Here is a 21,886-nt window from a genome sequence, read left to right as displayed (position 1 = left end):
TGCTGTGCTTCCCTGCCGCCGGGCGTGCGCCCGGCGGGTTGCGGCGACTTCAAACCACATGGATGCCGTTCTGCACCCACAGGTGATGGCTCGGATCCTCCTGGGCCGTGTATTGGGTATAGTCGATGCCGTCCGCGGTTTGGTTGCCGACCAAGGTCCAGTCATCGGTCATGTGCACCGAATCGTTGTCGTCTCCTTTGATCACCAGGATGTCCTTGCCGCTTTCGGTGATCGCCACCACATCGGCGAGATTGAGCGTCAGGGCCACCGAACTGGTGTCGTTGAGGTCGATGACTTCGATGTCGTGGACGCGCCCGACCAGATTGCCGAGGTCGATGCTCGCCGCCGCGCCGCCCCACAACAGCGTATCGGTGCCGGTGCCGCCATCGACGCTGACGAAGTTCTGGTCGACCACCACCAGCGTGTCATCGCCGGCCCCGCCCTGCAGGGTGACGGCACCGCCCTGGCTGCCGTCGAGGTGATCGTTGCCGTCCGTGCCGGCGATCACCTCGCTGGACGCTGCCGCGGCCACGCTGGCTAACGCCGCACTGTCATCGCCGGTGTCGGCGAGCAGCGAGGTGAAGGCCGTGACGCTGGCGGCGTTGTCCAGGTTGATGGTGAGCGTGGCGGTGTCGGTGGTGCCGTTGGGGTGGGTCAACTCGTAGGTGAAGGTTTCGTGCTGGCCGATCACCGATGAGGTCAGGCCGCTGTTGAGGGTGTAGGTGTAGCTGCCATCGGCTTGTACCAGCAGGGTGCCGTACTGGCCGGCGACCGATACACCGTTCTGTCCGGGAATGGCATAGGTGTTGGCTGCCACCAGGACGCTCAGAACCGTGAGAGTCGAGCCGAGGTTGTCGGCACCGCTGCCATCGGTCAGCAAGTTGCCGTTCACCGCGGTGTAGCTGCCGACGTCGAACTGGTTGTTGTAGGTGGTGGTGGTGTTGAGGCTGGTGGTGAGCGTGCTGGCCAGGCCAATACCGCTGGCGGTGACGCGAATTTGATAGGTGCCGGCTGCCTGGTCTTGGAACGTGTAGCCCGCAGCGTTGGTTCCCAGGCTGGCCAGTGAGCTCCCTTGTACGCTCTGCACCAACACATACTGCCCGGTGGCGGGGTTGAGCTTGAGCAGCTCGATGGTGGCGCCATTCAGTAGCGACAGGAGGCTGGTGGAGTTGAGCACCACTTGCAGGTCGGCTGTGGTATCGGCCGCCACCGACGTGCTGTAGGTGGCCTGTCTGGAGCCGATCAAGGGTAGCGTCAGGTTGCCCAGGGTCGCGCTGCTGGTGGTTTCATGATTGACCAACGTGATATCGGTGCTGCTGACGTCGTTGACGGCGTCCACCACGGTGGCCGGCGCGCTCAGGTTGCTGTCGCTCCACACCTCGGTCGCCTGGGGACTGTCGATGCGCACGTAGAGGGTGGCGGTGTCGCTCGCGCCGTTGGCGTGCAGCAGTTGGTAGCTGAACACGTCCACCTTGCCGACGCTGCTTGGGCTGCCGTTGGGGGTGTAGGTGTAGCTGCCATCGGCGCTGATCACCAAGGTACCGTACTGGCCTTGCACCGTGGTGGCGCTACCGGCGGAAACGTAACTGCCGTTCTTCAGTACCTGCAGCACGGCACCGCTGTCCGGGCCAAGGCTATCGGTGGTGCCATCGGTGCCAGCATCGGTGATCACGTTACCGGTGGTCGGCGTGCCGGTGCCGGTGAACTGGGTCTGGCTGGTGGTCTCGATGTCCAGGGTGGTGGTCACCGTGGTCAGCAAGCCGATGCCACCGCTGGCGACGGTCAGACGATACTCGCCAGCCAGCAGTTCGCCGATGTCGACGCGAACACCTTGGCCAAGGGGAAGCAGGATCAGGTCGAGCAGACCCTGGCTGTCGCCGGTGGCCAGCGTCACCCAGGCACCGGCGGCGTTCTTCACCTGCAGGGTGAAGCTGGTGTTGTCGAGCAGGGCCAGGGCGCTGCTGGTGGTCAGTGTCAGCGTCGGGTCCACCGAGGTACCGGCACCGACCGTCCAGGTGTAGGTCTTGGAGAACCCGGACAACAGCGTGGTGAAGCTGTCCTGATAGCTTTGCGAACTGACCACCGGTGCCAGATCGACGGTGGCGGTGACCAGGTTGTCACTGGCCACCACCGGTGCGTTGGCGTCGACGTCAGGGGCCGTGATGTTGACGTTGCCGGAGACGTTGTTGCGGGGATCGGTGAGCGTCACCGACAGCACCTGGCCGTTGTCCTGCGCGGGGCTCAGGGTCACGCTGAAGCTGCCGTCAGGCTGCACGGTGCCGGTCTGCAGGACGGTTCCGGTAGCGCTGCGCACGGTCACCGTGGCGCCAGGCTCGCCAGTACCGGTTAGGGTGCTGCCGTCGGCACTGAGCGCCAGGTTGGTGGCTGCGGCTGGTGGAGTGAAGTCCGGTGCAGTGACGGCGGTCGCGGTGGAGGTGTTGCCGGCGGCATCGGTGAGGGTGACGCTAAGCGCCTGATTGTCCACCTGCGCCGCTGTGAGACTGACCACGAACAGACCGTTGCTGCCGACCGTGGCGGTGCCCAGTAGGGTGCCGGCGCTGTTGCGCACGGTGACCGTACTGCCGATTTCCCCAGCGCCGCTGATCGAGGTGCCGTTGGCATTGATGGTGGCTGTCGGGGCGGTCGGCGCGGTGGTGTCCGGAGCAGTGATACTGGCACTGGCTGACACATTGTTGGCGGCGTCGGCCTGGCGAACCGTGAGGACTTGCCCATCGTTCTGCGCCGCGCTCAGGCTGACGCTGAACGTGCCGTTGGCCAGCACCGTTGCGGTGCCCAGCGGGGTGCCGCCGGCGCCGAGGACGGTGACGGTGGCGCCCGGTTCGCCGACACCGGTCAGGGTAAGGCCCGCATCGGTGATGACGAGGTTGGTCGGTGCCGCAGGCGCTTGTACGTCGGGGGCGGTGAAGCTGGTACTGCCCGAGGCATTGTTGGCCGCATCGGTCTGGCTCACGCCCAGTACCTGTCCATTGAGTTGCGCACTGGAGAGGTTCACGGTGAAGCCGCCACCGGCGTTGACCACGGCAGTGCCGAGGACGACGTTGCCGGGGCCGGTCACGGTGACCGTGGCGCCGGCTTCACCGGTACCGGTGAGTACCAGTCCGTTGGCCGACAGCGCCGTTACCACGGGGTCGTCGGGTGCTGTGATGTCGGCGGCCTGGATCACCACCGGTTCGGACTCGGCACCGCTGAGCAGATCGACGGCGCGCACGGTCAGCACTTCGCCATTGAGCTGGGCGCTGTCCAGTTGCAGGGTGAAACTGCCATCGAGGGGATTGGCCAGGCCGGTACCGATGAGGTTGCCGTCCGCATCGTAGGCGTTGACTGTCACGCCGACCGCGGCTTCACCGGTCAGGGTCAGGCCGTCGGCGGCCAGTTGCACGTTGAAGGGCGCATCGGGTGGTGGAACCAGTGGCGTATCGTAAGTCTGCACCTCGGAGCCGTTGCCGGCGGCATCGGCTTGCGTCACCTCCAGGGTCGTGCCCGGAGCTACCGCTGCGTCGAGGGTGACCTGGAAGAAGCCATTGGCATCGACGGTCGCCGTGCCTAGGGTCGACGTGCCGTCGCTGACCGTGACGGTCGCATTCGGTTCGCCACGCCCGGTGAGCACGGTGTAGCTACTGTTGATGGCGAGCTCGGTGACTGGCGCAGGCGGTGAGGTGTCCTCGGTCTGGAAGGTCGCCGGCATGGAGTCGTTGCCGGCACCGTCGGTGGCAATGACGGTCAGCACCTGGCCATTGTTCTGCGCGGGGTCCAGCGCCACTTCGAACGTCCCGCCGGCCGGTACCACGATGCTACCCAGCTCGGATCCGTCCGGTGCATAGACAGTAACGGTGCTGCCGACTTCGCCGGTGCCGGTCAGCAAGGTACCGTCATTGGTCACGGCAGTGACGACGGGCGCATCGGGGGCGGTGAGGTCGGGGGCGGTGACTTCCAGTGGGGTCGACGGATTACCCGTGGCATCGCGGGCGATGATCGACAGTATCTGGCCATCGATCTGTGGCGTGGTGAGGTTGAGTACGAACGTGCCGTCGGCATCGATCTGGCCTTCACCGACCATGTCGCCGCGGTCGTTCATCACCACCAGCCGCGCACCGGGTTCACCGCTGCCGCTGAGCTGCGTGCCATTGGCATTGAGAGTGGCGGTAACGGCTTCGGGGGGCGTGATATCCGCTGCAGTCAGCGTGCTGATCGGCGAAATGTTGCCACTGGCGTCCTCGAGGGTGATCTGCAACTGCTCGCCGTTGACCTGTGGATCGTCCAAGGTGACCACGAAGCTGCCATTGGCACCGACGACGGCGGTACCGATCGCCACACTGCCGAGGTACACCGTCACCGTGGTGCCGGCTTCACCAGTACCGCTCAGCTGGGTGCCATCGGCGCTCAGGCGCAACTGGGTCGCCGGCTCCGGCGGCGTGAGGTCCGGTGCGTCGACCGTCACCGCTGGGCTGATGTTGCCAGGTGGATCGGCCTGCTGGACCGACAACACCTGCTGGTTGATTTGCGGCGGGTCCAGCTCGACGCGGAAGCTGCCATCGGCCAGCACCGTGGTGGTGCCGATCACCACGCCGTCAGGGTCGGTCACGGTGACGGTCGCACCGGCCTCGCCCTGACCGCTGACCACGCTGCCATCGGCGTTGATGATCACGTTGGTGAGTGCCGCGGGCGGCGTGAAGTCCGGTGTCTGCAGGGTGGCCACGGCAGAAGCGTTGCCGGCCGCATCGCTCTGCACCACGCTGAGCAGTTCGGCGTTGCTCAGCGCTGGGTCGAGGGTCAGCGTGAAGGCACCGTTGGCGTCGACGACAGCGGTGCCGATCTCGTCGCCATCCGGATTGCTGACCACGACCGTGGCACCCGGCTCGCCCCTGCCGGTAATGGTCGCGCCGTCGCTGGCGATGGCCAGCTCGGTGACGGCGGCTGGCGGGGTGGTATCAGGCGCGGTGATGGCCGTGGCGCTGGACTGGTTGCCCGCCCCATCGGCGAGTATCACCTGCACCGTCTGGCCGTTAGCCAGAGGTGGGCTCAGGGTCACCTGGAAGGTCCCGTCGCCGCGCACGACCGCCGTGCCCAGTTCGCTACCGTCGCTGGCCACCACGCGCACGCTGGCACCGGCCTCACCGGTGCCGCCGAGCAGACTGCCGCCACCGCTGAAGGCCAGGTTGTCGGCAGCCTCCGGTGCGACCCGATCCGGTGCGGTGAGGTTGACGCTGTTGGACTCGTTGCCGGCCCCGTCGGTCTGGCTGGCGCTGAGCAGTTCGCCGTTGAGCTGCGCCGGATCGAGATCGACGCTGAAGGTGCCATCGGCGCCGACCACGGCATTGCCAAGAGCGATACCGCCTTCGCCGACCACAGCGACCGTGGCGCCCGGCTCGCCGTGGCCACTGAGCACCAGACCGTCGGCGGACAGCGCCAGTTGCGTCAGCGGCTGCGGTGCGGTGGTGTCCGGGGCTTGCAAGGTGGCCGGCAGCGAGGCGCTGCCATCGGTGCCGACCGCATTCACCTGCAGTACCTCGCCATTGGCCTGGGCGCTGTCCAGGGTCACGCTGAAGGTGCCGTCATTGCCTACGGTGGAAGTTCCCAGCAGTACGCCGTTGGGTCCGTAAACGTTCACCGTGCTGCCTGCCGAGCCGGTACCGCTGACGACCAGACCGTCCGCTGACAACGCCAGGTCGTCGGGAATGTCCGGGGCAAGGGCGCCTGGTGCGGTAATCGTCTGCGCCGGCGAGGCATTGTCGGCGGCGTCAGCTTGCACCACGCTGAGGCTGTCGCCGGCGTTTGCCGGTGGTGCCAGGGTGACGCTGAAGCGTCCATCGGCGCCAACCGTGGCGGTGCCCAGGGCGTTGCCATCGGCATCGCGCACGGTCACCGTGGCTCCCGCCTCACCGTTACCGGTCAGGGTCGCGCCATCGGCCGAAACCGCCAGGCCGGCCACCGCCACTGGCGCGGTGGTGTCGGCTGCACTGTAGGCCGTACTTGGCGATACGTTGCCAGCGGCATCGGTCGCCGTGACCGACAGGACCTGGCCATTGGTCTGGGCGTCGTTGAGGGTGACCTGGAAAGTGCCGTTGGCAGCGGCTGTCGCAGTGCCCAGCACAGTGCCGGCGGCATCGCGCACGATTACCGTGCTGCCGGCTTCGGCCATGCCGCTCAGCTGCAGGCCGCTGCTGGCCAAGGCCAGATCGGTCGGGGCGGCGGGTGGAGTGAAGTCGGGCGCGATGACCTGGGTTGGGCTGGAGGTGTTGTTGCCCGCGTCGGTCTGGGTCACGCTCAGGCGCTGAGCGTTGAGCTGAGCGCTGTCCAGGGTGAGGGTGAAGCTGCCGTTGGCCGCTATCAGGCCGGTACCGATGATGGTGCCATCTGGCCCGCGTACGGTGACGGTGGCCCCGGCTTCGCCCAGGCCGGTGAGGGTCAGGCCGTTATTGTTGAGCACGAGGTTGGTGAGGGGGTCGGGAGCGGTCAGGTCCGGTGTGGAAACGTTGACTGCCGGCGAGGTGTTGCCAGCGGCATCGACCTGCGTGACACCAAGCGCCTGGCCACTGGCCTGGGGAGTGTCGAAGGTGACGGTGAAGCGCCCATCGGCGCCGACGGTTGCCGTGCCCAGGACGGTCCCCGCAGCATCGCGCACCTGCACTGTGGCACCGACTTCGCCGCTCCCGGACAGCTGCCGGCCATCGCCACTGAGCACGGTATCGGTAACGGCTGCCGGTGGTGTACGGTCGGGTGTCGCCAGGTTACTGGGAGCGGAGGTGTTGCCAGCGGCATCGGTGAGGGTCACCTGCAACGGACTGCCGCTGGTCTGCGCACTGGGCAGGGTGATCTGGAACTGGCCGCTCTGGTTCACGGTACCGGTGGCCAGCACTGCACCGCTGGCATCGCGGACGGTCACCGTCGAGCCGGCTTCGCCCTGGCCGCTGACCACCGTGGCAGCATCGTTGAGGGTTACGCCGCTGGCGGCTTGCGGCGCTTGCAGGTCAGGCGCCAGCACGGTGGCGGCCAGCGAAACGTTACCGGCCGCATCGGCCTGGGTGATGACCAGGTTCTGCGCGTTGGCCTGGACGGGGTCGAGCGTGATGCTGAACAGGCCGTCGCTGCCCACGGTCGCAGTGCCGAGCAACGTGCCCTGGGCATCGGTCACACTGACCGTGGCGCCCACTTCGCCGCGCCCGGTCACGGTCGTGCCACTGCGGTCGATGGTAACGTTGGTGGGAGCATCCGGCGCGGTGGTGTCGTCGGCGACGACGGTCGCCGGCAGCGATGGCTTGCCGTCTGCACTTGCGCGGGCCGAGACTTGCAAGGTCTGGGCGTTGAGCTGGGCGTTGGCGAAGAACACCCGGAAGATGCCATCGCTGCCGACCGTAGCGGTACCCAGCGTGGTGCCGCCGGACGTCACGGTGATCAGCGATCCGACCGTGCCTTGGCCGGTCAGCAGGAAGCCGTCGTCGCTGATGGTGAGGTCGGTTGGGGTGGCCACTTCGGTGCCATCGGGGCCGGTGACCGCGACGACGGTCTCGTTATCGGCGGCGTCGCGAACGACCACCTCCACGGTCTCACCGTTGGCAATGGGCGGTTGCACGGGAATGACGAAGGTGCCATCCGGGCCGACCACCGCACTGCCGCGTTCGGAGTCGTCCACTGGGTCACGAACGATGACCGTGGTACCTGGCTCGGCACCGCCGCCGACGAGGGTGCCATCAGGACTGACCGCGACATTGGTCGGCTCGGCCGGAGGGGTGGTGTCTGGGGCGGTGACCGTGGTCGGCAAGGTGGTGTTGCCCGCTTCGTCGCTCACCACCACGGTCACGGTTTCGCCATTGCTCAGCGGAGTATCGAGGTCCACGCTGAAGCTGCCGTCGGCATTGACCGGCACGGTGATCGGCGTGCCATCCGGGCCGGTGACGGTAACCTCGGTGGCTCCCGGCGCGTTACCGGTGACCGTGGTGACGCCTGCAGTATTGGTGACCTCCAGATCGGTCGGGGTGGCCGGTGGGGTGAGGTCCGGTGCTGTGGTGGTGGCTGAGCCGCCCGCGTTGCCGGTGGCATCGGTCAAGCTCACGGTCAGCGATCGGCCATCGACCTGAGCGGGGTCCAGGGCGACCTGGAAGCTGCCGCCAGCCGGGATGGTGACGCTACCGATCAGGTTGCCGTCGGCATCGCGGACCTCCACGGTAGCGCCGACTTCGCCGGTGCCTTGCAGCGAGGTGCCGTCTGCACTCACGTTCAGGCCTCCCGGCGCGGCTGGCCCCGTGGTATCCGGTGCCGTGAGGGTCGCCGAAGGCGAGGCGTTGCCGGCGGCGTCGCTGAGCACGACGGAAATCACTTCGCCGTTGGCCTGGGCCGGGTTCAAGGTGATGCTGAAGTTGCCGTCGCCGTCGACCTGGCCTTCACCGAGCAGGTCGCCAGCGGCGTTGCGCACCTCTAGGGTGCTGTTGGGTTCACCCTGACCGGTGAGCACGCTGCCCCCACCGGTCAGGCTCAGGCCTTGCGCAGGGTCTGGAGCCTGCACATCGCGGGCGATGACCGCGCTGCTATCGGACGTCTGCCCGGCGCCGTCGGTCTGGCTCACCGAAATCGTCTGACCGTTGAGCTGCGGGGGTGACAGCGTCACGCTGAAGCTGCCGTCTGGCTGCACCACGGCAGTGCCCAGCGGCACGCCGCCGTCACCGACCACTTGCACTTGGGCGCCGGGCTCGCCGGTCCCGGTAAGGGTGGCGCCATCGGCCGACAGCGCCACGCCAGTGGGCGCGTCGGGAGCCTGGGTATCAGGCGCTGGCAGTTCGACCGCCGCCGAGACATTGCCTGCCGTGTCGCGTTGCTCGACGGTCAGGGCCTCGCCGTTGGTTTGCGGCGGGTCGAGGGTGACCGTGAAGCTGCCGTCGCCATCGGCCACGGCGCTGCCCAGTTCGGTGCCATCGGGAGCGCGGACGATGACCGTGGCGCCGGGTTCTCCGGTACCGCTGACGGTGGTGCCGGTGTCATCGATGGTCGGAGTGGTAACCGCTTGCGGTGGGGTGCTGTCCGGTGCGGTGATGTTCACGGCGCCGGAGCTGTTACCGGCGCTGTCGGACGCGTCGACGGTCAGCGTCTCGCCATTTCGTTGTGGTGGATCCAGCGATACCTGGAAGCTACCGTCGGCGCCGACGACGGCGCTGCCGAGCTCGTTGCCATCGGCGTCGCGCACGGTCACGGTCGAACCGCTCTGGCCCGTGCCGGTGACCACCGTACCATTGCCGCCCACCGCGAGGTCAGTCGGTTGCAGCGGGCCGTCCAGGTCTGGCGCGGTGAGCGAGGCGCTGGAGCTGTTGCCGGCGGCGTCGCGCAGTACCACGTCAAGCATCTGGCCGTCGGTCTGGGCGGGGGAGAGGATGACGGTAAAGGTGCCGTTGCTTTGGACCACGGCACTGCCCAGCACGTTGCCTTGGGCGTCGGTGACCTGGACGGTCGCGCCGACTTCGCCATGGCCGGTGAGTGTCACGCCATCGTTGGCCAGGACCAGGTCGGTGGCTTCGGCCGGAGCGGTGATGTCTGGAGCGGTTACCAGGGTCGGCAAGGAGCTGACGCCACCGTCTATTGCAACGACATCGAGCACCTCGCCGTTGGCCTGCGCAGGTGTCAGACCGATGGTGAAGCCTCCGCCGGCACCCACGGTAACGCTACCCAGCACGTTGCCGTTGGCATCGCGTACTTCAACCACGCTGCCTGCTGGGGCCGTACCGCTGATGGAAGTACCGTCGCCCGCCAGAACCAGGTTGTCCGGGCTTGCCGGCAGCGCGGTGGCCGGAACGGTGACGCTCACGGGGTCGGAGGTGTTGCCGGCAGCATCGGACTGCACCACCTGCAGGCTTTCGCCGGCGACGACGGGGGTATCGAGGGCGATCACGAAGGTGCCGTTGGCCGCCACGGTGCCCGAGCCAATCAGGTTGCCGGCGGAATCGCGTACTTGCACGGTAGCCCCTGGCTCGCCGCGCCCGCCCACCTGTTGCGTGCCGATATCGACCTGGAGGTCGCTGACGTCTGCCGGTGGCGTGATGTCCGGGGCCGTGAAGTTCAGCGGTGCAGAGCTGTTGCCGGCGGCATCGGTGACGGTGACGGCCAATGGCTGACCATTGGCCTGGGCGGGGTCGAGAGTCAGGCTGAAGCTGCCGTCGGCATTGACCACGGTGCTGCCGATCAACGTGCCATTGGCATCGCGGACCTCAACCCGTGTGCCCGGCTCGGCGCGGCCGGTCAGGGTGGTGCCATCGGTCAGGATGAGCCCCTCCGGCTGAGCAGGTGCCAGCAGGTCGGGTGCGCTCACCGGGCTGGACAGCGATACGTTGCCCGCTGCGTCGGTGAGGGTCACCTGCAGCGTGGAGCCGTCGGTCACTGCTGAAGGCAGTTGCAGGGTGAAGGTACCATCGGCCTGTACCGTCCCGGTGGCCAGCACCTGGCCTTGGTCATTGAGTACCCGTACCGTGGTGCCCGCCTCACCTCGGCCGGAAAGGGTCCGGCCATCGCCGCTGATGACCAGGTCGCTGGCAGGCTCCGGTGCGGTGGTGTCGACGGGTTGAGTACTGTCGGGGGCGGTGATGCTTGCTGCCTGCGAGACGTTACCGGCACTGTCGGTGGCGGTGACGCTCAGTTGCTCTCCGTCGATTTGCGGCGGATCGAGGGTGATGCTGAACACGCCGTTGGCGCCGGCGATCCCACGGCCCAGTTCGCTACCGTCGGCGCCGAGCACGCGCACCGTGCTGCCCGGTTCGGCGCGGCCAGTGAGTCGGCTGCCGTCTGCGGATACCGCCAGATCGGTCGGCGCATCGGGCGGGGTGGTGTCGGGCGGGTTGCCGGTGCCATCGTCCGGGGCGGTAATCGCCGCACCCGTCGACGTGTTGCCGGCGGCATCCTCGGCAGTGACCTGCAAGGCCTGGCCATCGGTCTGCGGCGGCTGCAGGGTAATGCTGAAGGTGCCATCGGCCCCAGCCACCGCACTGCCCAACAGGGCCCCATTGGCGCCGCGCACCTGCACGGTCGAGCCGGGCTCGGCGCGACCGGTGAGGGTGGTGCCGCTGTCGTTGATCACCAGGTCGGTGGGGGCGTCCGGGGCGGTGATGTCTGGTGCGGCGACGTTGCCGGGAGCAGAGACGTTGCCGGCGTCGTCGGTGAGCGTGACGTCCAGGTTTTCGCCGTTGACCTGCGGGGGATCGAGGGTCACCTCGAAACGACCATCGGCACCCACGATGCCGGTGCCGATCAAGTTGCCCGCGGCATCGCGGATGTTGACCGTGCTGCCGGGTTCACCACGCCCGGTCAGGCGCAGTCCGTCCGGCGATACCAGCAAATCGATGGGTGTAGCCGGTGCCTCGGTGTCGCCGCCACCACTGCCGCCACCGCCGCCACCACCACCGCCGCCCCCGGCTGCCGCCGCCGCACCGCCCACGCCGAGCAGTCCGAGGCCGGCAATCGCCCAGGTCGGCATGGCGTCACCGGCAGTACCGACTCCGGCCACCAGTTCGTCGAGCGAGTCGACCTCGTCGAAGGTGAAGCCAGTGAAGGCCTCGGCATCGTAGTTGGCATGCCACAGGGTGCCATCCTCGCCAACGAACACCATGTCACTGGCAGTGCCTGCCTGATCCACGGCGAAGAAGTTGCCAACTGTGACCTTTTCACCCGACTTGAGGGTGACGATCAGGTCCTGGCCTCGTCGAGTGACGGTGGCCACCTGGTCGGGGGCGACGGGCATTTGCACCACACCGGGGCTATTGAGGCTGATGTTGCCCCAGGCGTTCTGGGTGGCGACTGCGGTTTGCTTATCGGCGACGACGATGTTGTCCATGGGTGCTCCCTGCTGGGTTTCGCGATACAGGGCGCACTGCCGGTGGCGGGGCTTGGCGCTGGCCAACCGGGGAGCGGAGGCAATGCGCGCAGCCGGTGCCCGGGTAGCGGCCCTGTTAGCGCTCGTTAGGGAGATATAGCAGCCCAGGAAAGCTCAACCAGAGGCTTTCTGGACTAATCCTTTTGTTAACGCATGGGTTCAGCGCAGGCCCAGTCGCCGCGCCAGACGGCTCAGGTTGGCGCGATCCAGGCCCAGTTCGCGGGCGACCGCGGCCCAGTTGTCCTGATGTTTCTGCAGGCAGCTTTCGATGAGGGTGCGCTGGTAGTCGTCGATCGCTTCGCGCAGACCACCGCTGGGTAAGGGACGCGGTTCGACCGGCTGCTCAGCGGGCGTGCTGTCGGCCGGGATCACTGCACGCAGGTCGAGGTCGCTCGCCTCCAAGGTCAGGATGCGGGGGCGCTGCGGATGGAGGCCCATGGCCTTGAGCGCCGAGCGACCAATCAGGTGCTCCAGTTCGCGCACGTTGCCCGGCCAGTCGTAGGCCAGCAGCGCTGCCTGGGCCTCGCTGCTCAGGCGCAGGCTGCCGAGCCCCAGCCGCGAGCGGTTCTGCTCGAGAAAGTACCCGGCCAGCAGCAGCACGTCGCGGCCACGCTCGCGCAAGGGCGGCACCTGCAGTGGGTAGACACTCAGGCGGTGGTAGAAGTCGGCACGCAAGTGACCGCTGCGCACCTGGGCGGAGAGATCGCGATTGGTGGCGGCGATCAGGCGTACGTCGACCTGGTGCTCTCGGTCAGAGCCCAGACGCTGCAACTGTCCGCTTTGCAATACCCTCAGCAGCTTGGCCTGTACGCCCAGCGGGAGTTCACCGACTTCGTCGAGAAACAACGTGCCGCCGTTGGCCAGTTCGAACTTGCCACGGCGTTCGCCATGGGCACCGGTGAAGGCGCCGCGCACATGGCCGAACAATTCGCTTTCCACCAGGGTGTCGGGAAGCGCGGCGCAGTTCAGGCTGATCAGCGGCTTGTCGGCGCGGTCGCTGGCCCGGTGCAGAGCCTGGGCGACCAGTTCCTTGCCGACCCCGGTCTCGCCAGTGATCAACACCGTCAGGTCGCTGCCGCCCACCAGGCGGATCTCTTCGATCAGGCGTTTGTGAACCTTGCTCTGGCCGATCAGTTCGCGATCCTGGCCGCTGGCCTGGCGGTAGACCTCGGCCCGTTGGTGTTCGTCCTCGGCGCGCAGGGCCAGACCCTCGATGCGCTCGGCGACGGTGACGGTGGCGGCGGCCAGGCTGGCGAACGCTTGCAGGGAGTCGAGTTCCAGGCTCTGGAACTGGCCAGGGGTCAGCGCATCCAGGGTCAGCAGCCCCCACGGTCGTTCGTCGACCATCAGCGGGCAGCCCATGCAGTCGTGTACTTCGAGGTCGGCGTGGGCGGCGTTGACCAGGCCATCGTAGGGGTCGGGCAGTTGCGAGTCGCTGGCGAAGCGGGTGGGCTCCGCGCGGCTCAGCAGAACCTGGAAGCGCGGGTGCTCACTGACTCGGAAACGCCGCCCTAATGTGTCCGCTGACAAACCATCGACCGCCAGTGGTACCAGCCATTCACCGTCCAGACGTAACAGCGCGGCGGCGTCGCACGGTAGAAGTCCACGCATGGCCTGAAGCAGGCGGCGATACCGCTCCTGGTCGGGAAGGTCGCGGGAGAGATCGCTGACCAGGGGGAGGAGGGCAGTGAGCAGGGGCGTTGCTGTCATATTGACTCCTGTAGGTCGTTATGACTATACGCGGCTGTTGGTCATTTTGACATAGTAGGGTGTGTAAGGTCCGGTTTCATTGGGGCGCAGAGTTGGCACGATTGCTGAAACGTTAGGTGCAACCCATTCGAAGCCCAAGGCTCAGGAGTCGTTGCCCATGCTTACTGCCGAACAACGTTCGATCATCAAGGCCACCGTTCCGTTGCTGGAAAGCGGTGGCGAAGCGCTGACCACCCATTTCTACACGATGATGCTCAGCGAATACCCCGAGGTTCGCCCGCTGTTCAATCAGGCCCATCAGGCCAGTGGTGACCAGCCACGCGCCTTGGCCAACGGCGTGCTGATGTATGCCCGTCACATCGACCAGCTCGAGCAGTTGGGCGGCTTGGTCGGTCAGATCATCAACAAGCATGTTGCCCTGCAGATCCTGCCTGAGCACTACCCGATCGTCGGCGGCTGCCTGCTGCGTGCGATAAAGGAAGTGCTCGGCGAAGAGATCGCCACCCCGGCAGTGATCGACGCCTGGGGCGCGGCCTACGGACAATTGGCGGATATCCTCATCGGTGCCGAAGAGGGCCTGTACCGGCAGAAGCAAGAGGCCGCCGGCGGCTGGCGTGGCAGCCGTGAGTTCCGCCTGGTGCGCCGCGAGCAGGAAAGCAGCGAAATCGTTTCGTTCTACTTCGCTCCGGTCGACGGCAAGCCTGTGCTCAAGGCCGACCCTGGCCAGTACATCGGATTGCAGGTGTTTATCGACGGTGTCGAGCATCGCCGCAACTATTCCCTGTCGGCCCTGTGCGATGGCGAGCAGTACCGCATCAGCGTCAAGCGCGAGGCCGAGGGCAAGGTTTCCAATTACCTGCACGATGAGCTCAAGGTCGGCGATAGCGTGCCGATGTTCCCACCGGCTGGCGATTTCACCCTGGCGGACGGCGACAAACCGTTGGTGCTGATCAGCGGTGGCGTGGGCATCACGCCAACCCTGGCGATGCTCGAAGCGGCGCTGCAGGGTGAGCGTCCGGTGCACTTCATCCACTGCGCCCGCAACGGCGCTGTCCATGCCTTCGCGGACTGGATCGACGGGTTGGCTGCGCGCCACCCCCAGCTCAAACGCTTCTATTGCTACGCCGAGGACGATGGTAGCCAACGTGCCACTGCAGTCGGCCTGCTGAGCCAGGAACAACTGGAGCAGTGGTTGCCCCAGGAGCGAGACGTGGATGCTTACTTCCTCGGGCCCAAAGGGTTCATGGCGGCGGTCAAGCGCCATCTGAAGGGGCTGGGCGTGCCGGAGCAGCAGAGCCGTTACGAGTTCTTCGGGCCGGCGGCTGCGTTGGAGTGATCGATTGACCCCGGCGGACCCATCGCCGGCAAGTCGGCTCCTGACGGATCACCACCTTTGTCGAATACGGTGAGGTCACGTCGGCGTGGATTTACCTGCGAAGGGTCTGCTACTTCCTGCCTATATATAAAGGAAGAAGATGAACCGCTACGTAGCGATCTTTCATCTTTAATCCTCCGTTAATCACGGTATCCTTCACTCCCGGTTGTCGAGGGGCTTGCCCTGAGCGACGCCCGGGCAGGCGCTTTTCTGCCGGCTGGCATTGAACCCGTTCGGCTCTCGTCGGTCACAAGGCCGCTGCGGATAGCTCCGCGCAGTGTCTTGGCCGCTTCCTCGGCATGCTCTGAAGGCCATGTCAGCGTGTAGACTTGCGCGAGGCAGGCTCCCACGCTGCCACTATCCATCGAAGGAACCGGCAATGAACGAACAAACACTGCGCCTGAACCGTGAGCGGCGCTTTTTGGTGCTGCTTGGGGTAATCTGCCTGTCGCTGATCGGCGGGGCGCTTTACATGCAGGTGGTACTCGGTGAAGCACCGTGCCCGCTGTGCATCCTGCAACGCTATGCCCTGCTGCTGATCGCACTGTTTGCTTTCATCGGCGCGGCCATGCCGGGGCGACGCAGCCTGACCCTGTTCGAGGGGCTGGTCGTGCTCAGTGCCATTGGTGGAATCATTGCAGCCGGCAACCATGTGTATATACTCGCCAACCCGATGGTCAGCTGCGGTATCGATACGCTGCAACCGATCGTCGATGACCTGCCCCTGGCCAAGGTCTGGCCGCTGGTGTTCCAGGTCGACGGCTTCTGCAGCACGCCATACCCGCCGATCCTCGGCTTGTCGCTGGCGCAATGGGCTTTGATGGCGTTCGTTCTGACGGCGGTTCTGGTACCGCTGGGCATCATCCGCAACCGACGCCGGGGTTAGACAAAGGTCACGAATTTCGCAGGGTTTTTTACGCCCGATGAGAAGAGCGAAATGCCCATCACCGCTTGATCTTCATAGAGCTCAAAGCCTTGTATGGCAAGGGCTGCAGGGCGATCAAGCGGGGTGCGACAAACTGTCGCGAAGTTGATTTGTCGGGCTTGATTGTTGCAGATTCTGTAAAAGACTGTTGCTCAATAAGTCATAGTCAAGGGTTGGCGACCTATCTACAATCGCCCCCAATTTCCGTTCGGCACTGCTTGCGAGTCGCAGGATTGAAGGAAGCCCCAGCGCTCCTTTTTGCTGACTTCGTCAAGTTTCGCCCAACGGCGATACCGGGCGGACCCCCCTCCGCGTTTTCCGCACCAAATGGACTTGGTCTGAAGTACAGGCCTGTGCCTACGAAACCAAAAGCACCGCTAACACGCTTGAAGCCAGGATCCTGCAGTCGGACCCCGGCGGGAGCGAGTACGGGCGCACATTGCTGACACCTGGCAGGACGACGTGTTGGCTACCAAAACACAAATTGCATTGAAGCAAGCTGATCTAGAGGTCGTGAGATGAGTAAAAAGCGTTACCCCAGACTGTTTGGCATATTGCCCTTTTTAGGCATGCTTTTACTCAGTGGGTGCAACTGGACCCTGCTCGACCCGAAGGGCCAGGTGGGCATTGAGCAAAAGAACCTGATCCTGATCGCTACCGGCCTGATGCTGCTGGTGGTCATCCCGGTCATCATCATGACCGTGGCGTTCGCCTGGAAGTACCGTGCTTCCAACAAGGCTGCCACCTACACCCCCGACTGGTCGCACTCGACCAAGATCGAGGCCGCGGTGTGGATCATCCCGATCATCATCATCATCGCCCTGGGTTACGTCACCTACAAATCCACCCACAAGCTGGACCCGTATCGCCCACTGGATTCCGATGTGAAGCCGGTGCAGATCGACGTGGTCGCTCTGGATTGGAAGTGGCTGTTCATCTACCCGGAACAGGGCATCGCCACGGTCAACAAGATCGTCTTCCCAGCTAACACCCCGGTCAACTTCCGCGTCACTTCCGACGCCGTGATGAACTCGTTCTTCATCCCGGGCCTGGGTGGTCAGATCTACGCCATGGCCGGCATGACCACCAAGCTGCACCTGATCGCCAACGAGAACGGCGAGTTCGACGGTATCAGCGCCAACTACAGCGGCGCTGGCTTCACCGGCATGAAATTCAAGGCCACTGCCACCTCTCAGGAAGACTTCGACAAGTGGGTCGCCGAGGTCAAGCAGTCGCCGAAGAAGCTGGACAAGGCCGAATACGAAGCCTTGGCCAAACCAAGCGAAAACAACCCAGTCGCGCTGTATAGCGAGGCTTCGCCTGACCAGTTCCAGCTGATCGTCGACAAGTACGAAGGCATGAACCGCGGTCGTCCGAGCCACGAAGAAGCAGGCAGCAAAGATCTGGCCACAACCAAGGGTGTGGAATCGAGTATGCAACCAGCTGCCGGTGCAGAGGAGTAAGAGATGTTCGGTAAATTAAGCCTGGAGGCGATACCCTATCACGAGCCGATAGTCATGGTGACGCTTGCCATGATCGCGCTCGGTGGTATCGCTGTCGTCGGTCTTATCACCTATTTCCGCAAGTGGACCTACTTGTGGAGCGAGTGGCTGACTACCGTCGACCACAAGAAGATCGGCGTGATGTACATCGTCGTCGCGATGGTCATGCTGCTGCGCGGCTTTGCCGACGCCATCATGATGCGTACCCAGCTGGCCGCCGCTACCGGTGGCTCCGAAGGCTATCTGCCGCCTGAACACTATGACCAGATCTTCACCGCTCACGGTGTGATCATGATCATCTTCATGGCGATGCCGTTCTTCACCGGCCTGATGAACCTCGCGGTTCCTCTGCAGATCGGTGCACGTGACGTGGCCTTCCCGTTCCTGAACTCCCTGAGCTTCTACCTGCTGCTGGCAGGCGTGCTGCTGGTCAACATCTCGCTGGGCGTTGGTGAATTCGCCAAGACCGGCTGGGTTGCCTATCCGCCGCTCGCAGGTATCCAGTACAGCCCTGGAGTAGGTGTCGACTACTACATCTGGGCGCTACAGCTATCAGGCCTGGGTACGACACTGACAGGCGTGAACTTCCTGGTTACCGTCCTGAAGATGCGTGCTCCTGGCATGAAACTGATGGACATGCCGATCTTCACCTGGACCTGCACCTGGGCCAACGTGCTGATCGTCGCTTCGTTCCCGATCCTGACCGCTGCACTCGCTCTGCTGACCGTTGACCGTTATCTGGACTTCCACATCTTCACCAACGAGCTTGGTGGGAACCCGATGATGTACGTCAACCTGTTCTGGGCGTGGGGTCACCCTGAGGTCTACATCCTGATCCTGCCGGCCTTCGGTGTGTTCTCGGAAGTCACCTCGACGTTCTCCGGCAAGCGTCTGTTCGGCCACCACTCGATGATCTACGCATCGGGCGCCATCGCCGTCCTGGGCTTCGCCGTATGGCTGCACCACTTCTTCACCATGGGTGCCGGCGCCAGCGTCAACACCTTCTTCGGCCTGGCGACGATGCTGATCTCCATTCCGACCGGTGTGAAGCTGTTCAACTGGCTGTTCACCATGTACCAGGGCCGTGTGCGTTTCACCGCACCGATGCTGTGGACCCTGGGCTTCATGATCACCTTCTCCATCGGTGGTATGACTGGCGTTCTGCTGGCTGTTCCAGGTGCCGACTTCGTGCTGCACAACAGCCTGTTCGTTATCGCTCACTTCCACAACGTGATCATCGGTGGTGCGGTATTCGGCTACATCGCCGGCTTCGCCTACTGGTGGCCGAAGGCCTTCGGCTTCAAGCTGAACGAGAAGTGGGGCAAGGCTGCCTTCTGGTTCTGGATCTCGGGCTTCTACGTAGCGTTCATGCCGCTGTACGCCCTGGGCTTCATGGGCATGACCCGTCGTCTGAACCACTCCGACAACCCGCTGTGGGAACCCTACCTGTACGTAGCCGTCGTCGGCGCCGTGCTGATCCTGTTCGGTATCGCCTGCCAGCTGATCCAGATCGTCGTTTCGATCCGCGATCGCCAGCAGAACCTGGACGTGACGGGCGACCCATGGGGCGGTCGTACCCTGGAATGGTCGACTTCTTCGCCACCTCCGTTCTACAACTTCGCTCACATGCCTGAGAAAGTTGGTCTGGACTGCTGGCACGAAGCCAAGGAAGCCGGTGTCGCCTACAAAGCGCCTGGCAAGTACGAGCCGATCCACATGCCGAACAACACCTCTACCGGTCTGTTCATGGGTCTGTTCCTGACCGTCTTCGGCTTCGCCTTCATCTGGCACATCTGGTGGCTGGTCGGCGCGAGCCTGGTTGCAACCATCGCTGTCTTCGTTCGCCACGCTGCGCGTGACGATCAGGGCTACATGGTTCCGGCCGAAGAAGTGGCGCGCATCGAAGGCGAGCGCATGAAAGCGCTGGCCCAAGCAGGTGCTCTGCCTGCCGGCGCACGTGTCGAATCGTTTGAGCGGGTGTAATCAATGTCCAGTCAAGTAATCCACGGCGGCGCTCATGGTCACGACCATGGGCACGACGATCACCACCACGACTCGGGCCAGATGACCGTATTCGGTTTCTGGCTGTACCTGATGACCGACTGCATCCTGTTTGCGTCGCTCTTCGCCACCTACGCGGTGCTGTCCGGCAGCTTTGCCGGCGGCCCGTCGGGTCACGACATCTTCCAGCTCGACTTCGTAGCGGTTGAAACCCTGTTCCTGCTGCTGTCCTCGATCACCTTCGGCTTCGCCATGCTGAAGATGTTCGACGGCAAGAAAGCGGGCGTACTGGGCTGGTTGGCCGTGACCTTCCTGTTCGGTGCAGGCTTCATCGCGATGGAAATCTATGAATTCCATCACCTGATCGGCGAAGGCTTCGGCCCGAACCGCAGTGGCTTCCTGTCGGGCTTCTTCGCCCTGGTAGGTACCCACGGTCTGCACGTGACCGCCGGCCTGATCTGGATGGCAATCATGATGTACCAGATCAACAAGCACGGCATCACGCCGACCGCCAAGACCCGCATGAGCTGCCTGAGCCTGTTCTGGCACTTCCTGGACGTGGTCTGGATCTGCGTATTCACCGTCGTCTACCTGCTGGGAGTTCTGTAATGGCTAACGCACACGACACTCATCACGAAGGTAATCACGGCAGCGTGAAGTCGTACATGATCGGCTTCGTCCTGTCGATCATCCTGACCGCGATCCCGTTCGGCCTGGTGATGTACCCAAGCCTGCCGAAGAACCTGACCGTTCTGATCGTTGTTGCCATGGCCGTCATCCAGGTAGTTGTGCACCTCGTGTACTTCCTGCACATGGACCGCTCGAAAGAGCAACGCAACAACGTATCGACGTTCCTGTTCACCACCTTGGTGATCGCTCTGCTGGTCGGCCTGTCGCTGTGGATCATGTTCAGCATCCACTTCGAAATGTTGGCCAAGTGAGGTAAGACTGCATGTCCGTTAAGCACTTTATCCAAATCACCAAACCGGGGATCATTTTCGGTAACGTGCTTTCCGTGGCAGGCGGATTCTTCCTTGCCGCGAAGGGCCATGTGGATTTCGCCCTGTTCCTGGCAGTGGTGGTGGGTACTTCCCTGGTGGTGGCGTCCGGTTGCGTGTTCAACAACTGCATCGACCGCGACATCGACCAGAAGATGGAACGCACCAAGAACCGTGTCATGGTTCAGGGCGGCATGTCGCTGCCCCTCGCACTGATCTACGCCACCCTGCTCGGGGTGGCGGGCTTCAGCCTGCTGTATGTCCAGGCCAATCCGCTGTCGGCGTTCTGTGCGCTGATCGGTTTCATCGTCTACGTCGGTTTCTACAGCCTCTGGCTGAAGCGCAAATCGGTGCACGGCACCTTGGTCGGCAGCCTGTCCGGTGCCATGCCTCCGGTGATCGGCTACTGCGCCGTGAGCAACAGCTTCGACCTGGCTGCGGTGACCCTGTTGGTGATGTTCAGCCTGTGGCAGATGCCACACAGCTTCGCCATCGCCATCTTCCGCTTCAAGGACTACAGCGCTGCCAACATCCCGGTCCTGCCGGTGGCGCGCGGTATCCTCGCGGCGAAGAAGCAGATCGTGCTGTACGTATTGGCTTTCGTCCTCGCGACCCTGATGCTCACCCTCGGCGGTTACGCCGGCCTCGGCTACCTGGCCGTGGCGGCAGCCATGGGCCTGTACTGGCTGTACATGGCCTGGGGTGGCTACAAGGCCGAAGACGACAGCAAGTGGGCTCGCAAGGTGTTTGGCTTCTCGATCCTCACCGTCACCGCCTTGAGCGTGATGATGTCGGTGGACAGCCAGACCGCTGCGGACGTGCTGATGACCTACGCACGTTGATAGCTGCCTGCTGCAGAGAAAACCCCGGCCATGTGCTGGGGTTTTTTTTATCTTCGCGGATTAGGGGGCTTTGGGATTGGGTGGCGGATCCGAGGGATGTAGCGGCGCTACTGGCCCCTTCCGCCTTTACGGCGGGCAACTTTTTTCTTGGAAAAAGTTGCGCAAAACCGCTTGCTTCCCACATACGGCCCCTACGCTGCGCTTCGGGGTTCCCTCGCTCCGGCGGCTTGCGGGCCCGCGCGGCCTACGACTTGCTGCGCAAGTCTACATCTCGCGCCTCCGGCTACGCCGGAGGGTGCTGCGCACCTGGCCCTCCAGCCACCTCCACTCGGCCTCCTGAGGTCGCGGGTAGATCAAAAGCAAGATCAAAAGCCGGAGCAACGGCAGGCGAATCGCTGCGCTCTCGCTTTTCCCTTTACCTATCGTTTTGTGTTGTTGCGGATCGCGCGATCTGTCTTTCGAAGATAACGCCAGTGGCGGCGCCGCCCCTAACTTTGCGACGTCAGGAGGCCGAGCGTAGGCGTCTGTAGGGCCAGGTGCGCAGCACCCTTCGGCGTAGCCGAAGGCGCGAGATGTAGACTTGCGCAGCAAGTCGTAGGCCGCGCGGGCCCGGAAGGCGCCGTAGCGAGGGGACCCGTAGCGAAGCGGAGGGCCGGATGCAGGAGCA

Annotated in this window: 9 protein-coding genes; 7 read left to right on the top strand and 2 right to left on the bottom strand. The window is 64.5% G+C overall.

Features of this window, described 5'->3' with window-relative positions:
- Positions 1-49 precede the first annotated feature (49 nt).
- Positions 50-11,827 (bottom strand): BapA/Bap/LapF family large adhesin, encoded by an 11,778-nt coding sequence (locus E2H86_RS24495; protein ID WP_133332087.1) that lies wholly within the window; start codon positions 11,825-11,827, stop codon positions 50-52.
- A gap of 198 nt (positions 11,828-12,025) precedes the next feature.
- Positions 12,026-13,576, bottom strand: a complete 1,551-nt coding sequence (gene norR / locus E2H86_RS24490; RefSeq protein WP_133332086.1) for a nitric oxide reductase transcriptional regulator NorR — start codon at positions 13,574-13,576, stop codon at positions 12,026-12,028.
- A 157-nt stretch (positions 13,577-13,733) separates the two neighbouring features.
- On the opposite strand from norR, the gene hmpA reads away from it, so the two are divergent.
- The 7 genes from hmpA to cyoE all read left to right on the top strand — a co-directional run bounded on the left by hmpA (position 13,734) and on the right by cyoE (position 21,219).
- A complete protein-coding gene (hmpA, locus tag E2H86_RS24485; protein WP_133332085.1) occupies positions 13,734-14,912 on the top strand; it encodes an NO-inducible flavohemoprotein in 1,179 nt (392 codons plus the stop codon).
- 418 nt (positions 14,913-15,330) lie between these two features.
- On the top strand, positions 15,331-15,837 hold the full coding sequence (locus E2H86_RS24480; protein ID WP_133332084.1) for a disulfide bond formation protein B: 507 nt from the start codon (positions 15,331-15,333) through the stop codon (positions 15,835-15,837).
- Between the two features lie 557 nt (positions 15,838-16,394).
- Positions 16,395-17,339, top strand: a complete 945-nt coding sequence (cyoA, locus tag E2H86_RS24470) for a ubiquinol oxidase subunit II (protein WP_133332083.1) — start codon at positions 16,395-16,397, stop codon at positions 17,337-17,339.
- Between the two features lie 3 nt (positions 17,340-17,342).
- Positions 17,343-19,361 carry a cytochrome o ubiquinol oxidase subunit I gene (gene cyoB / locus E2H86_RS24465; protein ID WP_133332082.1) on the top strand — a complete coding sequence of 673 codons (2,019 nt, stop codon included), beginning with the start codon at positions 17,343-17,345 and terminating at the stop codon, positions 19,359-19,361.
- 3 nt (positions 19,362-19,364) lie between these two features.
- Positions 19,365-19,988 carry a cytochrome o ubiquinol oxidase subunit III gene (cyoC, locus tag E2H86_RS24460; protein ID WP_133332081.1) on the top strand — a complete coding sequence of 208 codons (624 nt, stop codon included), beginning with the start codon at positions 19,365-19,367 and terminating at the stop codon, positions 19,986-19,988.
- Positions 19,988-20,320 (top strand): cytochrome o ubiquinol oxidase subunit IV, encoded by a 333-nt coding sequence (cyoD, locus tag E2H86_RS24455; protein WP_133332080.1) that lies wholly within the window; start codon positions 19,988-19,990, stop codon positions 20,318-20,320. Before cyoC ends, cyoD begins: the two co-directional genes overlap by 1 nt.
- A gap of 11 nt (positions 20,321-20,331) precedes the next feature.
- Positions 20,332-21,219 (top strand): heme o synthase, encoded by an 888-nt coding sequence (cyoE, locus tag E2H86_RS24450; RefSeq protein WP_133332079.1) that lies wholly within the window; start codon positions 20,332-20,334, stop codon positions 21,217-21,219.
- Positions 21,220-21,886 lie beyond the last annotated feature (667 nt).

Origin of the sequence: Pseudomonas putida, from assembly GCF_004357765.1 — a bacterium.
GTDB lineage: Bacteria > Pseudomonadota > Gammaproteobacteria > Pseudomonadales > Pseudomonadaceae > Aquipseudomonas > Aquipseudomonas putida_U.
The sequence above is the reverse complement of the archived record's forward strand: the minus strand, read 5'-3'. Positions and strand labels throughout refer to the sequence as shown.

Excerpts from the sequence above, each read along its gene's own strand:
- E2H86_RS24495 (WP_133332087.1), bottom strand. The coding sequence starts at position 11,827 with ATGGACAACATCGTCGTCGCCGATAAGCAAACCGCAGTCGCCACCCAG.
- norR (WP_133332086.1), bottom strand. The coding sequence starts at position 13,576 with ATGACAGCAACGCCCCTGCTCACTGCCCTCCTCCCCCTGGTCAGCGAT.
- hmpA (WP_133332085.1), top strand. The coding sequence starts at position 13,734 with ATGCTTACTGCCGAACAACGTTCGATCATCAAGGCCACCGTTCCGTTG.
- E2H86_RS24480 (WP_133332084.1), top strand. The coding sequence starts at position 15,331 with ATGAACGAACAAACACTGCGCCTGAACCGTGAGCGGCGCTTTTTGGTG.
- cyoA (WP_133332083.1), top strand. The coding sequence starts at position 16,395 with ATGAGTAAAAAGCGTTACCCCAGACTGTTTGGCATATTGCCCTTTTTA.
- cyoB (WP_133332082.1), top strand. The coding sequence starts at position 17,343 with ATGTTCGGTAAATTAAGCCTGGAGGCGATACCCTATCACGAGCCGATA.
- cyoC (WP_133332081.1), top strand. The coding sequence starts at position 19,365 with ATGTCCAGTCAAGTAATCCACGGCGGCGCTCATGGTCACGACCATGGG.
- cyoD (WP_133332080.1), top strand. The coding sequence starts at position 19,988 with ATGGCTAACGCACACGACACTCATCACGAAGGTAATCACGGCAGCGTG.
- cyoE (WP_133332079.1), top strand. The coding sequence starts at position 20,332 with ATGTCCGTTAAGCACTTTATCCAAATCACCAAACCGGGGATCATTTTC.